The following is an 18,812-nucleotide window of genomic DNA, read 5'->3' on the forward strand; positions in this document are numbered from 1 at the left end:
CCGCTTCACCGCCATCGCAAATCCCTCCGAGCAATAATCGAAGTGAATCACAATGCCAGAATTGCGCAACAGGCCCCACGAGGGGCCGAGAATGCTATACTGCGCCGACTTGCTGGAACGGTGATCTCGATTGCGCCGCGCCGGCAGAAGATCCCTCCCTGCTCATCCAAATTTGACTTTTGTCGAGAGCCGTGACTAATGTCAGGCAAGGAGGCGGCATGGCGATCCGACCGGCAGAACAGCTCATCCACAAGGCGGCCTGGCTTTACTATGCCCATGGGCTTCGCCAAGACGAAGTGGCCAATCAGCTCAACATTTCGCGCGCTTCCGTCGCCATGTATCTGCGCAAGGCGCGCGAGACAGGCATCGTCAACATCTCGACCTCGACGCAGCTCTTCACCGACGACATCATGGCGCGCAGGCTGGAAGATGCCCTGAAGCTCGACGCCGTCTGGATCGCGCCGGAAAACGCCTACCTCGCCGATCCCTCGACCGATATCGCGGTGCTGGCGGCAAGCGTCTTCCTGGAACTCGTCAGGAAGGGCGACCGCATCGGCGTCGCCTGGGGCCGCACCGTCTACACCATCGCCGACATCATGTCCTATGCCGACCTGCAGGACGTCACCGTGGTGCAGCTCTGTGGCAATCTCGGCGCGCCCTATTCCTACCGGCCCGACCAGTGCACCATGGAAATCGCGCGGCGGCTCAATGCCAAGGGCCTCAATTTCTACGCGCCTCTGGTGCTGTCGACCGAGGAACTGGCGCAAGGCCTGCGCGCCGAGCCCGTGATCCGCGATCAGCTTGCCGGGATCAGCGACTGCGATCTTGCGCTCTACTCCATCGGCGCGGTCGATGCCGACAGCCACCTGGTGAAGTGCGGTGCGCTGACGGCAGCCGAGATGGCGGCACTGCGCAAGGAAGGTGCCGCCGGTGTCATTGCCGGGCAGATCATCGATGCCGGTGGCGAGTTGCTCGACTGCAGCTACAACCGGCGGGTCATCTCGGCGGGGCTTGCTTCACTGCGCGTCATCGGGAAGCGGCTGATGGTCGTGCAGGAAGACAGCAAGTTCGAGCCGCTGCTCGCGGCAATCGCCGGCGGCCTCTGCACGCATCTGGTGGTCGGCGCGCATATGGCGCAGCGGCTGCTCGATCATGCCGGAGCGTCAGCAGAAAAGGCATCCTGAAAACCAACCCTTTGCCGACGCATTGTCATCAAGGCGTCGCGGCATTCCTGTTTCACCATCAAAAACAGCAACTGGACGAAGCGAACATGAAGAACCTGTGGAACGACGACGCGGCTGAAAAACTCGTTGCCGACTATGCGAAGAAGGGCGTCGGCCACGACCTGGCCTTGCGTGTCTACACGACGCGGCTTCTGGGCGGCGTGCCACAGCTGGTCCTGCATGGCGGCGGCAACACCTCCTGCAAGATCAAGGCGACCGACCTCGTCGGCGACGAGTGGGACGTTCTGTGCGTCAAGGGCAGCGGCTGGGACATGGCCGTCATCGAGCCGCAGGGCCTGCCCGCCGTCAAGATGGGCGCCCTGCTCAAGGCGCGCAAGCTGGACAGGCTTTCCGACGAGGACATGGTCGCCCTGCAGCGGGCAAACCTGATCGACCCCGCCTCGCCCAACCCATCGGTCGAGACCCTGCTGCATGCCTTCCTGCCGCACAAATTCGTCGACCACACCCATTCGACCGCCATCCTGGCCATTGTCGATCAGGAAGACAGCAAACCGCTGGTGGCAAAGGTGTTCGGAGCAAAGATGGGCTACGTGCCCTACATCATGCCAGGCTTCGACCTCGCCAAGGCGGCGGCCGACGTCTTCGACGCCGACCCTGCGGTAGAAGGCCTGATCCTCGACAAGCACGGCATCTTCACTTTCGGCGACGACGCCAGGCAGGCCTATGACCGGATGATCCACTATGTGAACGTCGCCGAGGACTATGTGGCCAAGCACGCCAAGCCGCAGCCGGCCAAGGTGGCATTGCCGGCCAGGCTCGCGTCACCGGCGGTGGTCGCGCCCATGCTGCGCGGCGCTGTCGCGGCGCCACGCGGCGAAGGCCGCTTCGACCGCATGATCAGCGATTTCCGTACCTCGGACGCGATCGTCGATTTCATCAATTCGGCAGAGATCGCCGACTATGCACAACGTGGCGTGTCGACGCCGGATCTGTCGATCCGCATCAAGACCGGACCGATGGCGGTGCCGGCGCCCGACGCCGACAAGATCGGTGACTACAAGGCGGTGATCAAGAGCCATGTCGATGCCTTCGCCAAGGATTATCGTGCCTATTTCGAGACCAATGACGCGCTCGACGACGTCAAGCGCACCATGCTCGATCCCATGCCGCGGCTGACGCTGGTGCCGGGGCTCGGCATGTTCGGTCATGGCCGCACATTGAAGGACGCCAGGATCGCATCGGACGTCGGCGAGATGTGGATCGAGGCCGTGCGCGGCGCCGAGGCGGTCGGGCGTTTCCACCCATTGTCCAAGGCCGAGCTGTTCCCGCTCGAATACTGGTCGCTGGAACAGGCCAAGCTTGCCTCCAACAAGCCGAAGCCACTGACCGGACAGGTGGTGCTGATCACCGGTGGCGCCGGCGCGATTGGTGCGGCGACCGCAAAACTTTTCGCCGACAATGGCGCTCATGCCGTCGTCGTCGATCTCGACGCCGAAAAGGCCGCTGATGCCGCTGGGAAAGCCGGCAACAATTCGATCGGCGTTGGCGCCGACATCACCGACCCGGACCAGATGCGCGCCGCATTCGACAAGGCGATCGCCGTGTTCGGCGGCGTCGACATATTGGTGTCCAACGCGGGCGCCGCATGGGAGGGCCGCATCGGCGAGCTTGACGATGCGCTGCTGCGCAAGAGCTTCGAGCTCAATTTCTTCGCCCACCAGTCGGCGGCGCAGAACGCCGTGCGCATCATGCTCGAACAGGGCACCGGCGGCGCTCTCTTGTTCAACACCTCCAAGCAGGCGGTCAACCCCGGCCCGAAGTTCGGCGCCTATGGCGTGCCGAAAGCAGCGACGCTGTTCCTGTCCAGGCAATACGCGCTCGACTACGGCGCCCATGGCATCCGTTCGAACGCCGTCAACGCCGACCGCATCCGCTCGGGCCTCTTGACCGACGCGATGATCGCCAGCCGCTCGGGCGCGCGCGGCGTGTCGGAGAAGGACTACATGTCCGGCAATCTGCTCGGCCAGGAAGTGACGGCGCAGGATGTGGCGCAGGCCTTCCTGCATCACGCCCTGGCCGACCGGACGACCGCGGATGTGACGACAGTCGACGGCGGCAACATTGCCGCGGCGCTGCGGTAGGCTTGCTGCTGAACGATCGCAGCAATCAAAGGCAAACGCCTTGCCTCGGCTGATGAGTTGTTCAAGGATTTGGGGATCTAAGCGTGCCAGCCCCCATTCGCTCCGGGCAATTTCGCCGGGATGTGAAGCGTGTGGAAAGGCGTGGCAAGGACCTGGGCAAGTTGCGCGATCTGTTAGGCTCATCGCCGGACAAGAACTGCCGGTGGCGTACAAGGATCATCCCCTGAAAGGGGATTGGAAAGGCTTTCGTGACGCGCATATCGAACCAGACTGGCTCCTGATCTACCGCGTTGTCGGCGACGAATTGCAGCTTGCCCGTACCGGTTCTCATTCCGACCTGTTCAACGAGTGAACGTCATCGAAAAAGCCGCCCGCAGCGATTTGCTGCAGGGCGGCTTTCATTTCGTCTCAACTCGATAATCAGTGAGAATCTGTGCCGAACGCTACTTCGCGTTGGGGTTCGGCATCCAGGCAGGCATGGCGACGTCGGCGTGGGCGAACTGCGGCAGCTTGGCCGACAGGTCTTCCATGTTCTTGATGTCCTTGTCGATCAGCTCTTTCTGGGTAATCAGCGTCGGCGGCACGATGACGTTGTGGCCGGGATCTTCGCCGGCGAGCAACTGCGCCAGGGCGCGCACCGAGACCTGGCCGACGACGGCCGGGTTGGTCGCGGCGGTCGCCGCCCAGGCACTATCGGGCTCGCGCATCGCCGCGATGTCGGACGTCGAAATGTCGGCCGAATAGATCTTGATCTTCTTGTTCAGGCTCGCTTCGTCGACGGCGATCTTCACGCCCTTGGCGAATTCGTCATAAGGGGCGAACATCACGTTGATGTCGGGGTGCGCCGACAGCACCGAGCGTGCCTGGTTGGCGACGGAGTTGGCGATCGGATTGTCGAGCGTGCCGAACATGGCAGCTTCCTTGATGCCGGCATATTTCTTCTTCACGTCGACCCAGGTTTCGTTGCGGCGGTCGAGCGGCGCGATGCCGGCGACATAGACATAGCCGGCGTTCCAGCTTTCGCCGTTGTCCTTGACCGCCTGTTCGAGCGCTAGGCGCGCCAAGTCCTTGTCCGACTGTTCGATCTGCGGGATCTTGGGGTTTTCGACATTGACGTCGAAGGCGACCACCTTGATGCCGGCGTCGACGGCACGCTGGGCGGCGTCCTTCATCGATTCCGTCAGGCCGTGCTGGATGATGATGCCCTGCACGCCGAGCGCAATGGCCTGATCGACCATGTCGGCCTGAAGGGCGGCGTCCTGGCGGCTGTCGAGCACGCGCAGGTCGATGCCGAGCGCCTTCGACTGCGCCTCGACGCCCGACAGATAGGCCTGAAAGAAGTCGCCGGTCGAGAGATAGCGCACCAGCGCGATCTTGACGCCGGGCTTGTCGAACGGCGCCGGCTTATCGGCGGCCAATGCCGGGACCTGCATCAGCATGGTTGCGCCGGCGAGCCCGAGCGCCACTTTCCCCAGAAGTCTTCTTGTGATGTTCACCTTGTTTTCCTCCACTTTTGTTGAACCCAAAATCCTATCCGGCCGAATGCTAGTTCCTGCCCCTGCCCGAAAGGGCAAAGGTGAAGACAAGGGCGACGACCAGAACCACGCCCTTGACGAAATCCTGCGTGTAGTAGGGCGCGTTCATCATCGTCAGGCCCTGCAGCAAGATGCCGACGAACAGCGCGCCGATGGCGGTGCCGAAGGCGTTCGGCTTCGCGGCGCCAAGCACCGCGTAGCCGATCAGCGCCGCGGCAACCGCATCGAGCAGCAGATTATTACCCGAGGCGATGTCGCCGCGTCCAAGCCGGGCGGCGAGCAAAATGCCGCCGATCGAGGCAAAAACTCCTGAAATAACGTAGGCCCAGATCTTGTATGCCTTGACAGGCGCGCCGGCGAGTTCGGCGGCGCGCTCATTGGAGCCGACGGCGTACATCATGCGGCCGAAGCGGGTGTATTCGAGGAAGAACCAGATCAGCACGGCCAGCACCAGAAGCACGACGACCGACACCGGAATGAGGTTCGGGATGAAGAAATCGAAGCGGTGGCGGCCAAGCGCCAGGAAGGCATCGGAGAACTTGCCGTTGGCGACCGAGCCGTCGGGCATGGTCATGCCGGTGGCGATCGAGCGGCCTTCTGTCGGGATGCGCTGCAGGCCGACCAGCAGGAACATCATGCCGAGCGTCGCCAGCAGGTCCGGCACGCGCATGTAGACGATCAGCCAGCCATTGATCAGGCCGACTAAGGCGCCGATCAATAGGCATACGATGACCGCCACGAACGCGTTCTGCTCCAGCACCACCATGACATAGGCCGCCGCCATCATGGCCGAGGTCGCGACCGAACCGATCGACAGGTCGAAGCCGCCGACCACCAGGGTGGCAGTAACACCAAGCGCCAGCACGCCGGTGATGGCGACCGACTGGAAGATGAAGACGGCACTTTGCGGCGAGACGAACCCGTCGGCGGCGATCGCGAAATAGGCGACCAATCCGAACAACAGCACGATGAATCCATAGCGGATGGCGTGGTCGCGCAGCGTCATTCCGCGCACCCCGGCGCCACTGCGGTTTTTACCCAACTCCAATCCATGGTTTCTCCAATCCAATTCCATCGGCCGCCACGCTCAGGCAGCGCTGTGCAGCGGTCCGCCCGCGACCTCGGCCAGCAGGCGATCTAGATCGACATCGGCGTTGCGGTGTTCGCCGACGATTGTGTGCTCCGACATCACCAGGATGCGGTCGGCAGTCTCCAGCGCTTCGTCGAGTTCGGTGACGAACAAAAGCGTGGCGCGGCCATTGGCGCTTGCCCTCAGCTTGGCCGCGATGTCGCGCCGGGCCGAAATGTCGACGCCCTGGAACGGCTCGTCGAGGATGAACAGTGCGGCATTCTGGGTCATCCAGCGGGCGACCATCACCTTCTGCTGGTTGCCGCCAGACAATGCCGACATCTCATCCTTCTCGGAGCGGCAGACGATGCCGAGCTGCTCGATCTGCCGGCGCGCGGTGGCGCGTTCGAGGCGGCGCTTGAGCACGCTGAAATTCGACATACGCTTCAGGAAAGGCAAGCTGACATTGCGCTCGATGTTGAAGCCGCCGACAATGCCGCTGGTGGCGCGATCCTTGGCGACGAGGAACACGCCGGCCGCGATCGCGTCGCCCGCCGAGCGCGGCGCGTAAGGCTTGCCGTTCATCATCATGGTGCCGGCGAGTGGTCGGCGCACGCCGAACAGCGTCTCGGCAAGAGCGGTCTTGCCGACGCCGACGAGACCGGTGACGGCGACGACCTCGCCATCGCCAAGCGTCAGCGAGATCGGCCGGGCGCCCTGCGCGATCCGCAGGCCTTCGATCGTCAGGACCGCCCTGGCGGAACTCCTGGCGACGACACGGTCGAGATGGATCTTGCGGCCGAGCATGGCGTTGACCGCGCCCTCATAGTCGAGCGGCTTGGTGTCAAAGGTGCCCGAGACGACACCGTCGCGCATCGAGACGATGCGGTCCGCAAGCTGCCTGATGTCCGACATGCGGTGCGAGATATAGAGGATCGCCACGCCTTGCTCGCGCAGCCGGTCGACCAGCGCGAACAGCCTGTCGGCTTCGGCGCTGGAGAGCGACGAGGTCGGCTCATCGAGGATCAGCACTTTCGGCTGGTGTGCCAGCGCCCGGGCAATCGCCACCATCTGGCGATCGGCGAGCGAAAGGTCACTGACGCGCGCCTTCAAATCGATATCCAGCCCCATGCGGTCGGCGACCGCCTTGGCTTCGCGGCGCACGCGAGCGGGATTGAACAGGGTCGGCGAGCCTTTGCCGCTCAGCCTGTCGAGGGTGAGATTGGTGGCGACGTCGAGATCGGCGACGACACCATCATTGATGTTCTGGTGCACGGTGACGACACCCGCGCGGATCGCTTCCGCCGGCGTGTTCGGCGCAAAATCCTGCCCGGCAAGCGTCATCGTGCCGCCGCCACGCTCGTAAACGCCGCTGACGATCTTGACGAGGGTGGATTTACCAGCGCCGTTGGCGCCCATCAGCACGGTCACTTCACCGGCATGGAGGTCCAGCGCGATGCCGCCAAGCACCTCGTTGCGGCCAAAGGATTTCCTCAGTCCCTCTACGCGGAACACGGCATTGCCGACCATGCGTTCCTCCCTGACCGTGACGCTATGGTCAATATCGGCAATTGTCAACACGATTGACAATTGCCAGACGGCTTCCTAGCTTGGCCTCGCCGTCAAGGCTCCCTTATGATGGGAGCACACAGGCGGGAGGGACAAGGATGACTGGGAAATTGCCGTTCGAAGCATTGTCGGTGGAGACGCTCGCAACACGTCTCAGCACGAACGAAGCGCTGTGCGCGAAGATCGGCAAGGATGCGAGCGCCTGGAAGGTCCGCGAGGTCGGGGACGGCAATCTGAACCTGGTGTTCATCGTCGAAGGCGCCAGCGGCGGCGCCATCGTCAAGCAAGCCCTGCCCTATGTCCGGCTCGTCGGCGACAGCTGGCCGCTCCCCTTGAAGCGCTCCTTCTTCGAATACCACGCACTGACCCGGCAGGAGGCGCGCGCGCCGGGCTCGGTGCCGGCGATCTACTACTTCGACGAGGTCCAGGCGTTGATCATCATGGAATATCTGTCGCCGCACATCATCCTGCGGCGGGCGCTGATCGAAGGCCGGCAGTTGCCGAACATTGCCCGGGATATCGGCCTGTTCATGGCCCGCACCCTGTTTCGCGGGTCCGACCTGTCGATGGTGACCAAGGAGCGCAAGGCGGACCTGGCGCTGTTCGCGGACAATGTCGAGCTTTGCGACATCACCGAGAACCTGGTGTTCTCAGACCCGTATTTCGACGCCAAGATGAACCGCCACACCAGTCCGCAGCTCGACGGTCTGGTGGCCGAACTGCGGGCCGATCGCGACCTCAAGGTGGAGGCGCAGCGGCTGAAGCATCTCTTCACCGCCAATGCCGAGACGCTGCTGCATGGCGACCTGCATTCCGGCTCGATCATGGTCACCGATCAGGAAACGCGGATGATCGATCCGGAATTCGCCTTCTACGGTCCGATGGCGTTCGACGTCGGCATGCTGCTCGCCAATTTCTGGATGTCGTTCTTCTCGCAACGCGGGCATGAGCAGAAGGGCATGCGCGACGCCATGCGTGCCTATCTGCTCGATGTCGTGGTCGAGACATGGGCGGTGTTCCGCACCGAGTTCTCGCATCTGTGGCGCACCGAGCGCACCGGCATGCTCTACCAGAAGAGCCTGTTCGAGGATCAGGGCGACAGGCTGGGCGCCGAGCAGGCGCTCGATCATGTGCTGCACCAGATCTGGACCGATCTGCTCGGCTTTGCCGGCATCGAGGTGCACAGGCGCATCCTCGGCCTCGCCCATAATGCCGACTTCGAGACCATTACCGATGAAGATCTGCGCGCCAGTTGTGAGGCGAAGGCACTGAAATTCGGCCGCCACATCGCCGTCAACCGGCGCCAGATTCACAGCATCGACGAGGTCAACAATCTGGCCGCGCTGATCGAACAGGAGAACAGCATTTGAACGTCGGCGACCGCCACTATCGGACCATCTGGCTCAGCGACGACGGCCGCTCGGTGGAGATCATCGACCAGCGCTGGCTGCCGCATGAATTCCGCATCGAGAAGCTTGGCACGGTCGCCGGTATCGCCACCGCGATCCGCGACATGTGGGTACGCGGCGCACCGTTGATCGGGGTCACCGCGGCCTACGGCGTCGCCATGCAAATGGCGCACGATCCGTCCGACGAAGCGCTCGACAGCGTGTGGGAAACACTGCACGAGACACGACCGACGGCGATCAACCTGCGCTGGGCGCTGGACGAGATGCGGCGTTTCCTGCGGCCGTTGCCGGCCGGACAACGCGCCGCTGCCGCCTATCGGCGCGCCAGTGAAATCGCCGACGAGGATGTCGGGCTCAACCGCGCCATCGGCGAGAACGGTCTCGCCATCATCAAGGACATCGCGGCCCGCAAGCAGCCGGGCGAGCCGGTCAATATCCTCACCCATTGCAATGCCGGCTGGCTGGCGACTGTCGACTACGGCACAGCCACCTCACCGATCTATCTCGCTGTGGAAGCGGGCATTCCGGTCCATGTCTATGTGGATGAAACACGCCCGCGCAACCAGGGCGCCCAACTGACCGCCTGGGAAATGGCCGGCCATGGCGTGCCGCACACGCTGATCGTCGACAATGCCGGCGGCCATCTGATGCAGCGCGGCGCGATCGACATGGTCATCGTCGGCACCGACCGCACGACAGCCGACGGCGATGTCTGCAACAAGATCGGCACCTATCTGAAGGCGCTCGCCGCAGCCGACAACGACGTGCCGTTCTACGTCGCGCTGCCCTCTCCCACCATCGACTGGACGGTGGGCGACGGCCTCGCCGAAATCCCGATCGAGGAGCGCTCGGGCGACGAGGTATCGCTGGTCTGGGGCAAGACCGCCACGGGCGAGATCGCCCAGGTGCGTGTCTCGCCCGAAGCGACGCCGGCAAGGAACCCCGCCTTCGACGTGACGCCGGCACGGCTGGTGACCGGACTGATCACTGAGCGCGGCATCGCCAAGGCATCGCGCGAAGGGCTGAAGGCGATGTTCCCCGAGCGGGGATAATCAGAACCGAGCTGCGTCATCCGTTAGAGCGGTCCAGCTGGAATCACCGGCCGCTCCAACTCTCTGTTTTCACGCAATTCCCAACGGAAACCGCAGCATAGTTTTCCTGGAATTGCTTCAGTAGAGCGGCTTGCCCATGTGCTTCGGCGTCGGCCATTGCGCCGTGATGCCGGGCTGCACCGGCCGTTCGAGGTAGGTCGCCAGAACCACGTAGCTGCGCGTCGAGGTGACGCCGGGTGTCTCGTAGAGACGCAACAGCAGTCCTTCGAGCGCCTTGGTGTCCTCGGTACGCACCTTGAGCAGGACACATGTGTCGCCGGCGACAGTGTGGATCTCCTCGACCTCGGGATATTCGGAGATCGCCATCAGTTCCGGGGTCTTGCCCCAGCCGCTGGTGTCGATGTGGACGAAGGTGAGCAGCGGCTTTCTCACCGCGTTGGGATCAATGATGGCGGCCGTGTTGCGGATGGCGCCGCTGCGCCGAAGCCGCTTGACGCGCTCATGCGCTGCCGGCGGCGACAGGCCGACACGTTCGCCGAGCTCGGCGTAACTGACGGTCGCGTCGTCGACCAGAACGCCTAATATCTTTCGGTCGGTCGCGTCGACATCCCGGGCCGCCGGCCTGTTCCGCTGAATGCCATCTGTTTCTTCATCCATGCCGATATTCCCGATTGTCACGGAATTTAATACGGCCATTATGATGATATGTCGAACAGTGATCAAGCTGCAACCTTGAACGCGGACACCAGGCCGCCCATTCCGGCCCTTGCCTATCTCCTGACCGGATGCATCGCCGTGATCGGCTCGAATTCGCTGGTGCTGGGCCCGATCGCTCCGGCGGTGGCCGTATCGTTCGCGACCAGCGTTCCCACGGTGATGACGGCGGCGGCCGCCTTCGGCCTCGGCACATCGGCGAGCGCCCTGTTCCTGGCACGCCATATCGACCGGGTCGGCGCGCGCCGGATGCTGCAGGCGGCCTTGCTGCTGCTGGCATTGGCCCTGGTCGCCAGCGCCGCCGCGCCCACGGTGGCCGCGCTGGTTGCCGCGCAGCTTGTCGCCGGCATTGCCGCCGGCGTCGCGATGCCGGCAATCTACGCCAGTGCCGCGGCTATCGCTCCGCCCGGCCGCGAAAGCGGCACGATCGGCGTGGTGCTGACCGGATGGACACTCAGCATGGTGGCCGGCGTTTCGCTGTCGGCGGTGCTTGCCGATCTCGTGCACTGGCGCGCCGTCTTCGCCGCCGTGGCGCTGCTTGCCACCCTGGCGCTCGGCGGTCTCAGCGCATCGTCGCTCCCGGATGTCAGGAAGACCGGGCCGGCGCCCTCGCCGTTCGAGGCGTTCGGCATTCCCGGCATCGTGCCACTGCTGGTCGCCTGCGGCGCCTTCATGACCGCCTTCTACGGTGTTTATGGCTATCTCGGCGATCATCTTCACAGCGGACTGGGACAGGCGGTCAGCGCCAACGGTCTGGCGGCCCTCGCCTATGGCACGGGGTTCGGCACGGCGGCGCTCTTCGACGGCATCATCGATCGCCTTGGCGCGAGGCGCGTCATGCCTTTCGCCTATCTTCTCGTCGCCATGATCTACGTGGCGATCGCCGCGACCAGCGACAGCTATGGCCTGACGCTCGCCATGATGGCCGCCTGGGGGCTTGCCAATCATTTCGGCCTAAACGTGCTGGTGATGCGCCTGTCGGCGCTCGATCCGTCACGGCGGGGCACGATCATGGGCCTGAACAGCGCGGTAACCTACCTCGCGGTGTTCGTCGGCACCACCGGCTTCGGGCCGCTCTATTCCGGCTTCGGCTTTGCCACATGCGCGATGGTCGCGGCGGTGCTGATGCTGGTTGCCGCCTCGGCTGCAGCGTGGCGCACCCGGTAGAGCCATCATCGCATTGCTCCAGCCGACAGAACGTGATTGGCCAGCGGCCTGTCGCGCGGTTGACAGCGGCACCCCTGCTCTTCATACAGAGCGCGTTAATGTTCTCAGGGCGGGGTGAAAGTCCCCACCGGCGGTAACGGCTTCGGCCGAAGCCCGCGAGCGCTTTCCGGCATCGGAAAGGTCAGCAGATCCGGTGTGATTCCGGAGCCGACGGTTAGAGTCCGGATGAAAGAGAACGAAACGGAAAACGGACCGCCTCGGCGGGCCGGATTTCGTATCGTGCGTCCTGATTCTGGTTCGAAACGGAAGGATGGACCCATGAATCAGCATTCCCACAAAGACTATGAAACAACCCGCGTCGCCGTCATCAGGGCGCGCTGGCATGCCGACATCGTCGACCAGTGCGTGCAAGCCTTCGAGGCGGAGCTGGCCGAGATCGGCGGCGGACGCTTTGCCGTCGACGTCTTCGACGTGCCCGGCGCCTACGAGATTCCGCTGCATGCCAAGACGCTTGCCGGGACCGGCCGCTACGCCGCGATCCTCGGCACGGCGTTCGTCGTCAATGGCGGCATCTACCGGCACGACTTCGTCGCCGGTGCAGTCATCGACGGCATGATGAACGTGCAGCTGTCGACCGGCGTGCCGGTCCTGTCGGCGGTGCTCACGCCGCACAATTTTCACGACAGCGCCGAGCATCACCGCTTCTTCTTCGAGCATTTCACGGTCAAGGGCAAAGAGGCTGCCAACGCCTGTGTGCAGATCCTCGCCGCGCGGGAAAAGATCGCGGCCTGAAGCACTGAAGCCGGGTGGAAATCCCGGCAACAGCCGGTACTATCGGATGCATGTCGCCCAAAAAACGCGCAGCGGTTTTGGGGCGACAATGTGCATAAACAAGACCAGGAAAATGCCGAGTTCGGGAGGATGCCGGTGCAGACCAAGAAGATCATCAACGACGGCAACCGCGCCGTCGACGAAATGCTCGAAGGGATCCTGGCCGCGCATCCTCGCCATCTCACAAGCGTGGACGGCAGCCCGCGCTCGATCATCGCCCGCGACGGCGCACGGCCCGGCAAGGTCGGGCTGGTGATCGGCGGCGGCTCCGGCCACGAGCCGACCTTTCTCGGCTTTGTCGGCAAGGGGCTGGCGGACGCGGCGGCGATCGGCAACGTCTTTGCCTCGCCACCACCGGATCCGATCCTGGAATGCGCCAAGGCGGTCAGCGGCGGTGCCGGCGTCCTGTTCATGTACGGCAACTATGCCGGCGATGTGATGAATTTCGACATGGCGGCCGAGATGGCCGGCATGGACGACGTCGAGGTGCGAACCGTGCTGACCACCGACGACGTCGCCTCGGCACCGCGCGACCAGCGGCAGAAGCGGCGTGGTGTCGCCGGCAATTTCTTCATATTCAAGGCCGCCGGTGCGGCCTGCGACCTCATGCTCTCGCTCGACGAATGCGAACGCATCGCGCGCAAGGCCAACGACCACACCTTCACCATGGGCGTGGCGCTGTCGCCCTGCTCGCTGCCGCAGATGCGGCGGCCGAATTTCGACATCGGCGCCGACGAGATGGAGATCGGCATGGGCATCCATGGCGAACCCGGCATCGCGCGCGGCAAGCTCGGGACCGCCGATGAGATTGCCGACGAGATGCTCGACAGGATTTTCGCCGAGATGGCGCCGAAGCGGGGCGACAAGGTCGCGGTGCTGGTCAACTCGCTGGGATCGACGCCGCTGATGGAGCTCTACATCATGAACCGTCGGGTCAAGCAGCGGCTCGATGCAATCGGCGTTTCCGTCCACGCGACCTGGGTCGGCAATTATTGCACGTCGCTGGAAATGGCCGGCGCCTCGGTGACGCTTTTCCATCTCGACGAAGAGTTGCAGACGATGCTCGACCATCCCTGCGACTGCGCCATGTTCCGTGCCGGCTGAGGAGCGCTCCATGACCATCGCCGCCTCCGACCTGAAAAGAATGTTAGATGCCATCGCGGTGGCGATCGAAGCCGACAGGGACCGGCTTTGCCAGCTCGACGGCGTCATCGGCGACGCCGACCACGGCATTGCGATGGCGCTGGGGTTCAACGCCGTGCGCGATGCGCTGGCATCGCTCGACCTTACGGCGGCCGAGCCGACCGCACTCCTCAACACGGCGGCGAAATCGTTCCTCAATGCCGTCGGCGCGTCCTGCGGTCCGCTCTATGCCACCGCCTTCATGCGCGCCGCCGCCGCCGTCAAGGGCAAGGCGACGCTCGCGGATGCCGAGTTCGTCGCGCTGCTGCAGGCCATGGCGCAAGGCATCAAGGATCGCGGCAAGGCCGAGATCGGCGAGAAGACAATGGTCGACGCCTGGCAACCGGCAGCGGAAGCGGCCGGCGCCAGCAATGCAGCAGGAAAAGACCTTGCTGAAAGCCTGCAGGCAGCCCTTGCCGCTGCCGAGCACGGCGCGGAATCGACCAAGGACATGATCGCCGCCAAGGGCCGCTCGTCACGGCTTGGCGAGCGGTCGCTCGGACACATGGACCCGGGCGCGGCCTCGGCCGTCACCATCATCAGGGCCATGCGCGACAGTCTCTCTTAGCCCTTTGCCGCGTCGAGCCTGTTGATCGCCTGGACGTTGCCGGCCGAGGGACCCTTCTCGTCGAACTCCGAGGCCAGCCACGTGTCGACAATGGCCTTGGCCAGTTCCGGACCGATAACACGGGCGCCCATGGTGATGATCTGGGCGTTGTTGGATTTCGCCGCGCGTTCGGCCGAGTAGGTGTCGTGGGTAAGTGCCGCGCGGATCCCCGGCACCTTGTTGGCCGAGATCGAGACGCCGATGCCGGTGCCGCAGAACAGGATGCCACGGTCGTTTTCGCCGTCGACGATCGTCTGGGCAAGTTTCTGCGACAGGTCGGCATAATAACCGGCCTGGCTGAGATCGCTGACGGTGAGGCCGGGCTTGGTTGCCAGATGCGCGGCGATGACGTCGAGCAGCGGCTTGCCGGCGCTATCGGCTCCAATGGCTATTTTCATTTTTTGTCCTTTCCAGTTCGATTGATTCAGATCGCGGCCGATGCGCGGCGCAGGATGTCGATGTAGCCTTCGGCCTGCCAGGCGGAGCGGCCGATGAACAGGCCATCGATGTTGGACCGGTCGATCAGTTCCGCGGCATTGCCAGGGTTGACGCTGCCGCCATAGAGCACCGGCGGCGCGGACGGCAGCAGACCGGCGGCGACCTTCTTGATCAGCGCCTGCTGCTTGTCGGCATAGTCGGAACTGGCTGGAATGCCCTTGTCGCCGATCGCCCAGACCGGCTCGTAGGCGAACAGGATTTTTGCCCCCTTCGCCTCGCCTTCGAGGAATTGCAATGCACCCTCGACCTGGTTGGTGAGCACCGCATCGGCCTTGCCGCTTTCGCGCTCGGCCAGCGTCTCGCCGACGCAGATCAGCGGTATCAATCCATGCTTGACCGCCGCCGCCGTCTTCAGCCCGACCGTGCGATCGGTCTCGCCGAAATGTTCGCGCCGCTCGCTATGGCCGAGTTCGACCAGGTCGAGGCCGCAATCGTTCAGCATCACCGGCGAGATCTCGCCGGTCCAGGCGCCGGCATCGGCCCAATGCATGTTCTGCGCGCCGACCTTGATGCGCGTCGCCGACAGCGCCTGCCTGACTTCGCGCACCGCCGTGAAAGGCGGAATAACGAAAGGCTGGATGCGATCGTCGAAACCCGGCACGAAGCCGGCCAGCGCCCCGGCAAAATCAAGCGCCTCGGCGAGCGTCTTGTTCATCTTCCAGCTTGTACCGACCCAGTAAACCACGCGTACTCTCCTTGATCCTCAATCCTTGTCGGCGACCACCGTCAGCGAAACCCCGGCCGCATCCAGCGTCGCGCGCATCCCGGGCTCCGGCTCGCGTCCGGTGAAGACGGCCTCGAATGCCTTGAGATCGGTCAGGAAATGCAGCGCGCCACGGCCAAACTTGCCGTGATCGACCAGCAGGTATTTGCGGGTCGCCGCAGCCATCATCAGCCGCTTGGCCTGCACCACTTCCTGGTCCTGATGGAAGGCGGAGGCGCCGTGGATGGCGGATGAGGACAGGAAGGCGACATCGGCGCGCAGCGATCGCAGCGAAGCCTCGGCAAGCAGGCCGAAGAAGCCATGGAATTTCTTCGAGTATTGGCCGCCGAGCGCGATCAGGTTGATGCCTCCGGCACCGGCCAGATCCTGGATGGCGGCGAGATTGTTGGTGATCACCGTCAGCGGCCTGAGTTCCGCGAGATGTCGCGCGATACCGCCCGCCGTCGAGCCGTCGTCGATGATGACCGTCTGGCCGGGTTCGATCGTGGCCGCGGCCGCCGCCGCAAGGCGCTGCTTTTCCCCAGTCGCCTGCTTCTGCCGGTAGCGGAAATCGCTTTCGAAGAGGCTGCTCGGCTGTATCGAGGCGCCGCCGCGCACCTTGCGCAGGAAGCCACTCTCCTCGAGCTCGTCCAAGTCGCGGTGCACGGTCATCCTGGAGACGCCAAAACGCGAGGCGAGGTCGTCGACGCTGGCCGCGCCGGCGTCCACCAGGAAGTCCATGATGCCTTGCCGTCTGTTGTCGCTCTTCATTCTCGCCGACCCGCCAACGCAGAAGCCTGGCTCCTTGATCGAACTCAGACATAACAGACATTGCCGCGCATGTACCATAATTTTTGTGATAATGAGATATTTCACTGAGATATTTCGCCGGCTTTTATCGCGCCGCTGTAACAAGAATTGCTGCCGGGACGGTCTGTCACTGTTGCGGTTGCGCGGAATTCCGGCCAGAAGCATCGGTGGGCTGAACGATGCGCGGACAGCCCGCAACCACAGGTTTGAAACCAGATACGGGAGACTAATCGTTGGCTCGCATCACACTGAGACAATTGCTCGATCACGCCGCCGAATACGGCTATGGCGTGCCGGCCTTCAACATGAACAACATGGAACAGGGCCTGGCCATCATGGAGGCCGCGGAGGAGACCAAGTCGCCTGTCATCCTGCAGGCGAGCCGCGGTGCGCGCGCCTACGCCAATGACGTGGTGCTGGCCAAGCTGATCGACGCCCTGGTCGAAATCCATCCCGACATCCCGGTCTGCATGCATCTCGACCACGGCAACAACGAAGCCACCTGCGTCACCGCGATCCAGTACGGCTTCACCTCGGTGATGATGGACGGTTCGCTGAAGGAAGACGGCAAGTCGCCGGCCGACTATGCCTATAATTCCGGTATCACACGGCGTGTGGTCGATATGGCGCATTGGGGTGGCGTGTCGGTGGAAGGCGAGATCGGCGTGCTGGGCTCGCTCGAGAGCGGCGGCGGCGAACAGGAAGACGGCCACGGTGTCGAAGGCGCGATCAGCCACGACCAGCTCTTGACCGATCCGGTGCAAGCCGAGCAGTTCGTGCGCGACACTCATGTCGATGCGCTGGCGGTGGCCATGGGCACCAGCCACGGCGCCTATAAATTCTCGCGCAAGCCCGACGGCGCGGTTCTGGCCATGAATGTCATCGAGGAGATCCACCGCCGGCTGCCGAACATGCACCTAGTCATGCACGGCTCATCCTCGGTGCCGGAGGACCTGCAGGAGATCATCAACAAATATGGCGGCCAGATGAAGCCGACCTGGGGCGTGCCGGTGGAAGAGATCCAGCGCGGCATCAAGCATGGCGTGCGCAAGATCAACATCGACACCGACAACCGCATGGCGTTGACCGGCGCGATCCGCAAGGTGCTGACCGAAAACCCAAGCGAGTTCGATCCGCGCAAATACCTTACGCCGGCCATGGCGGCGATGAGGAAGCTCTGCAAGGAGCGCTTCGAGCAATTCGGCACCGCCGGCAATGCGCCGAAGATCAAGCCGATCCCGGTCTCGGAAATGGCCAAGCGCTACAAGTCGGGCAGCCTCGATCCGAAATTCGCCTGAGTTCGATCCGGTTTGCATTTCATGGACAGGAGCCGCATCGGCTCCTGTCCGATTTCTATCCGGCTTTCGGCAGCAGGCCAGGCCTGCCGGTCTCGATGAAGGGCGCCCAATAGTCGACCGACTCGCGGATCATGGCGACCACCTGATGGTCGACCGGCTCTCGCTCGCGGAACGACAGTTCGAGGCAGATCTCGTTGTCGGAGCCGCCGCCGCGGCGCACCGTCTCCAGCAGCTTCTCAGGCGTGATGCGGCCGTCCTTGTTGTGGGCTGACGTGAACGGCCAGTGGCCGCCCTTGTTCATCGACGACTGCTTGACGTGGATGATCGGTGATTTGCGGGGGAACGCCTCGGCCCAGGCATAGGGATCGATATCGGCCGGGTTGGAGGAGGTCACGTCGCCATGGTCGATGTCGACCATCATCTCCAGTGGAATGGCCATGCCGGCGGCATCGATCGCATCCTGCAGCATCCGGCAATTCTCGATCGTGTGGCCGAACTCGCGGCCAACCGACATCGGCTCCCAGAACAGGTAGGTCAGGCCTGCCGCCCGGGCGTGTTCGGCGACCTCGCGCCAGCAGTCCAGCGCGATGTCGAACAGACGCGCGCGGCGGGCGGCGTCGTCGAAGTCGCGATGCGTGAAAATGGCGAACTGCGTGCCCATGCCGCTAGCGCCAAGCTCGGCCGAGATATCGGCAAAGGTCTTGAACCAGTCGACATAGTAGCGGCGCACATCGGCATCGGGATGGCCGAAATGGTTGAGCCGGCCGTAGGGACCAGTCATGCCGGAGGTGACGCGCACACCGGTGCGGTTCAAGGCGTTGCGGAACAGGCGGACGAATTTGACGATCGTCGCCGCGGGCCAGCCCGGATTGACGAATTCGTGCGTGAGTTGAACGTCCCTGATGCCGATGCCATAGGCGATGGTGTCGATCAGATCGTCGGGCTCCGCGAAGCGGTTGACCAGCGGATTGGTGTTGAGGGAGAGCGTGAAGGCCAAGGTCGCTATCCCTTCAACGCTGTCGCCGAATAGGGGGCAGTGAGCG

18 protein-coding genes and 1 riboswitch are annotated in these 18,812 nt (G+C 63.8%); of the genes, 10 read left to right on the top strand and 8 right to left on the bottom strand.

Annotation, left to right across the window (positions count from 1 at the left end; translation table 11 throughout):
* The first annotated feature begins 218 nt into the window (after positions 1-218).
* The 3 genes from FJ960_RS14060 (at position 219) to FJ960_RS30275 (ending at position 3,677) form a co-directional block, all read left to right on the top strand.
* On the top strand, positions 219-1,184 hold the full coding sequence (locus FJ960_RS14060; RefSeq protein ID WP_140714682.1) for a sugar-binding transcriptional regulator: 966 nt from the start codon (positions 219-221) through the stop codon (positions 1,182-1,184).
* 86 nt (positions 1,185-1,270) lie between these two features.
* Positions 1,271-3,325 carry a bifunctional aldolase/short-chain dehydrogenase gene (locus tag FJ960_RS14065; RefSeq protein WP_140714684.1) on the top strand — a complete coding sequence of 685 codons (2,055 nt, stop codon included), beginning with the start codon at positions 1,271-1,273 and terminating at the stop codon, positions 3,323-3,325.
* 202 nt (positions 3,326-3,527) lie between these two features.
* Complete coding sequence (locus tag FJ960_RS30275) at positions 3,528-3,677, top strand: type II toxin-antitoxin system YafQ family toxin (protein WP_348640742.1); 150 nt, start codon at positions 3,528-3,530, stop codon at positions 3,675-3,677.
* Between the two features lie 91 nt (positions 3,678-3,768).
* On the opposite strand, the gene FJ960_RS14075 is transcribed toward FJ960_RS30275, so the two are convergent.
* From FJ960_RS14075 to FJ960_RS14085, 3 genes are all read right to left on the bottom strand, one after another.
* Positions 3,769-4,821 (bottom strand): substrate-binding domain-containing protein, encoded by a 1,053-nt coding sequence (locus FJ960_RS14075; protein WP_140714686.1) that lies wholly within the window; start codon positions 4,819-4,821, stop codon positions 3,769-3,771.
* 49 nt (positions 4,822-4,870) lie between these two features.
* Positions 4,871-5,866: an ABC transporter permease gene (locus FJ960_RS14080; RefSeq protein WP_140714688.1), complete on the bottom strand. Its 996-nt coding sequence runs from the start codon at positions 5,864-5,866 to the stop codon at positions 4,871-4,873.
* An 81-nt stretch (positions 5,867-5,947) separates the two neighbouring features.
* Positions 5,948-7,459, bottom strand: a complete 1,512-nt coding sequence (locus FJ960_RS14085) for a sugar ABC transporter ATP-binding protein (protein ID WP_140714690.1) — start codon at positions 7,457-7,459, stop codon at positions 5,948-5,950.
* Positions 7,460-7,596: 137 nt separating this feature from the next.
* On the opposite strand from FJ960_RS14085, the gene mtnK reads away from it, so the two are divergent.
* Together mtnK and mtnA are read left to right on the top strand one after the other, a co-directional pair.
* Positions 7,597-8,868 carry an S-methyl-5-thioribose kinase gene (gene mtnK, locus FJ960_RS14090; protein ID WP_140714692.1) on the top strand — a complete coding sequence of 424 codons (1,272 nt, stop codon included), beginning with the start codon at positions 7,597-7,599 and terminating at the stop codon, positions 8,866-8,868.
* On the top strand, positions 8,865-9,959 hold the full coding sequence (gene mtnA / locus FJ960_RS14095) for an S-methyl-5-thioribose-1-phosphate isomerase (RefSeq protein ID WP_140714694.1): 1,095 nt from the start codon (positions 8,865-8,867) through the stop codon (positions 9,957-9,959). Before mtnK ends, mtnA begins: the two co-directional genes overlap by 4 nt.
* A gap of 117 nt (positions 9,960-10,076) precedes the next feature.
* On the opposite strand, the gene FJ960_RS14100 is transcribed toward mtnA, so the two are convergent.
* Entirely contained in the window at positions 10,077-10,616 is a 540-nt protein-coding gene (locus FJ960_RS14100; RefSeq protein WP_140714696.1) for an Lrp/AsnC family transcriptional regulator, read from the bottom strand.
* Between the two features lie 48 nt (positions 10,617-10,664).
* On the opposite strand from FJ960_RS14100, the gene FJ960_RS14105 reads away from it, so the two are divergent.
* The 4 genes from FJ960_RS14105 (at position 10,665) to dhaL (ending at position 14,421) form a co-directional block, all read left to right on the top strand.
* On the top strand, positions 10,665-11,840 hold the full coding sequence (locus FJ960_RS14105; protein ID WP_140714698.1) for an MFS transporter: 1,176 nt from the start codon (positions 10,665-10,667) through the stop codon (positions 11,838-11,840).
* 96 nt (positions 11,841-11,936) lie between these two features.
* Positions 11,937-12,081, top strand: a riboswitch (FMN riboswitch).
* Positions 12,082-12,158: 77 nt separating this feature from the next.
* Positions 12,159-12,632 (top strand): 6,7-dimethyl-8-ribityllumazine synthase, encoded by a 474-nt coding sequence (locus FJ960_RS14110; RefSeq protein ID WP_027142233.1) that lies wholly within the window; start codon positions 12,159-12,161, stop codon positions 12,630-12,632.
* 129 nt (positions 12,633-12,761) lie between these two features.
* Positions 12,762-13,775, top strand: a complete 1,014-nt coding sequence (locus FJ960_RS14115) for a dihydroxyacetone kinase subunit DhaK (RefSeq protein ID WP_181174240.1) — start codon at positions 12,762-12,764, stop codon at positions 13,773-13,775.
* A gap of 10 nt (positions 13,776-13,785) precedes the next feature.
* Positions 13,786-14,421 (top strand): dihydroxyacetone kinase subunit DhaL, encoded by a 636-nt coding sequence (gene dhaL / locus FJ960_RS14120; RefSeq protein WP_140714702.1) that lies wholly within the window; start codon positions 13,786-13,788, stop codon positions 14,419-14,421.
* Here the strand turns inward: dhaL and FJ960_RS14125 are convergent.
* The 3 genes from FJ960_RS14125 to FJ960_RS14135 are packed head-to-tail and all read right to left on the bottom strand — an operon-like array spanning position 14,418 to position 16,432.
* The gene (locus FJ960_RS14125; RefSeq protein ID WP_140505568.1) at positions 14,418-14,858 is read right to left on the bottom strand and encodes an RpiB/LacA/LacB family sugar-phosphate isomerase; all 441 of its coding nucleotides are present in this window, start codon (positions 14,856-14,858) and stop codon (positions 14,418-14,420) included. The genes dhaL and FJ960_RS14125 overlap by 4 nt on opposite strands.
* A 26-nt stretch (positions 14,859-14,884) precedes the next feature.
* Positions 14,885-15,643: a triose-phosphate isomerase gene (locus tag FJ960_RS14130; RefSeq protein ID WP_140714704.1), complete on the bottom strand. Its 759-nt coding sequence runs from the start codon at positions 15,641-15,643 to the stop codon at positions 14,885-14,887.
* Positions 15,644-15,661: 18 nt separating this feature from the next.
* The gene (locus FJ960_RS14135; protein ID WP_140714705.1) at positions 15,662-16,432 is read right to left on the bottom strand and encodes a DeoR/GlpR family DNA-binding transcription regulator; all 771 of its coding nucleotides are present in this window, start codon (positions 16,430-16,432) and stop codon (positions 15,662-15,664) included.
* A gap of 272 nt (positions 16,433-16,704) precedes the next feature.
* Between FJ960_RS14135 and fba the strand changes: the two genes are divergently transcribed.
* Entirely contained in the window at positions 16,705-17,769 is a 1,065-nt protein-coding gene (fba, locus tag FJ960_RS14140) for a class II fructose-bisphosphate aldolase (RefSeq protein WP_140714707.1), read from the top strand.
* 55 nt (positions 17,770-17,824) lie between these two features.
* Here the strand turns inward: fba and FJ960_RS14145 are convergent, their stop codons facing one another.
* Positions 17,825-18,766, bottom strand: coding sequence for a TIM barrel protein (locus tag FJ960_RS14145; protein WP_027142226.1), 942 nt, complete (start codon positions 18,764-18,766; stop codon positions 17,825-17,827).
* Positions 18,767-18,812 lie beyond the last annotated feature (46 nt).

The sequence above is a fragment of the Mesorhizobium sp. B2-3-11 genome (genome assembly GCF_006442215.1).
In the GTDB taxonomy this organism is placed as follows: domain Bacteria; phylum Pseudomonadota; class Alphaproteobacteria; order Rhizobiales; family Rhizobiaceae; genus Mesorhizobium; species Mesorhizobium salmacidum.

Coding starts and splice junctions, on each gene's coding strand:
- FJ960_RS14135 (WP_140714705.1), bottom strand. CDS start 16,432: ATGAAGAGCGACAACAGACGGCAAGGCATCATGGACTTCCTGGTGGAC.
- FJ960_RS14110 (WP_027142233.1), top strand. CDS start 12,159: ATGAATCAGCATTCCCACAAAGACTATGAAACAACCCGCGTCGCCGTC.
- FJ960_RS14125 (WP_140505568.1), bottom strand. CDS start 14,858: ATGAAAATAGCCATTGGAGCCGATAGCGCCGGCAAGCCGCTGCTCGAC.
- FJ960_RS14115 (WP_181174240.1), top strand. CDS start 12,762: ATGCCGGTGCAGACCAAGAAGATCATCAACGACGGCAACCGCGCCGTC.
- FJ960_RS14100 (WP_140714696.1), bottom strand. CDS start 10,616: ATGGATGAAGAAACAGATGGCATTCAGCGGAACAGGCCGGCGGCCCGG.
- FJ960_RS14065 (WP_140714684.1), top strand. CDS start 1,271: ATGAAGAACCTGTGGAACGACGACGCGGCTGAAAAACTCGTTGCCGAC.
- FJ960_RS14085 (WP_140714690.1), bottom strand. CDS start 7,459: ATGGTCGGCAATGCCGTGTTCCGCGTAGAGGGACTGAGGAAATCCTTT.
- dhaL (WP_140714702.1), top strand. CDS start 13,786: ATGACCATCGCCGCCTCCGACCTGAAAAGAATGTTAGATGCCATCGCG.
- mtnK (WP_140714692.1), top strand. CDS start 7,597: ATGACTGGGAAATTGCCGTTCGAAGCATTGTCGGTGGAGACGCTCGCA.
- FJ960_RS14080 (WP_140714688.1), bottom strand. CDS start 5,866: ATGACGCTGCGCGACCACGCCATCCGCTATGGATTCATCGTGCTGTTG.
- FJ960_RS14105 (WP_140714698.1), top strand. CDS start 10,665: ATGTCGAACAGTGATCAAGCTGCAACCTTGAACGCGGACACCAGGCCG.
- FJ960_RS14060 (WP_140714682.1), top strand. CDS start 219: ATGGCGATCCGACCGGCAGAACAGCTCATCCACAAGGCGGCCTGGCTT.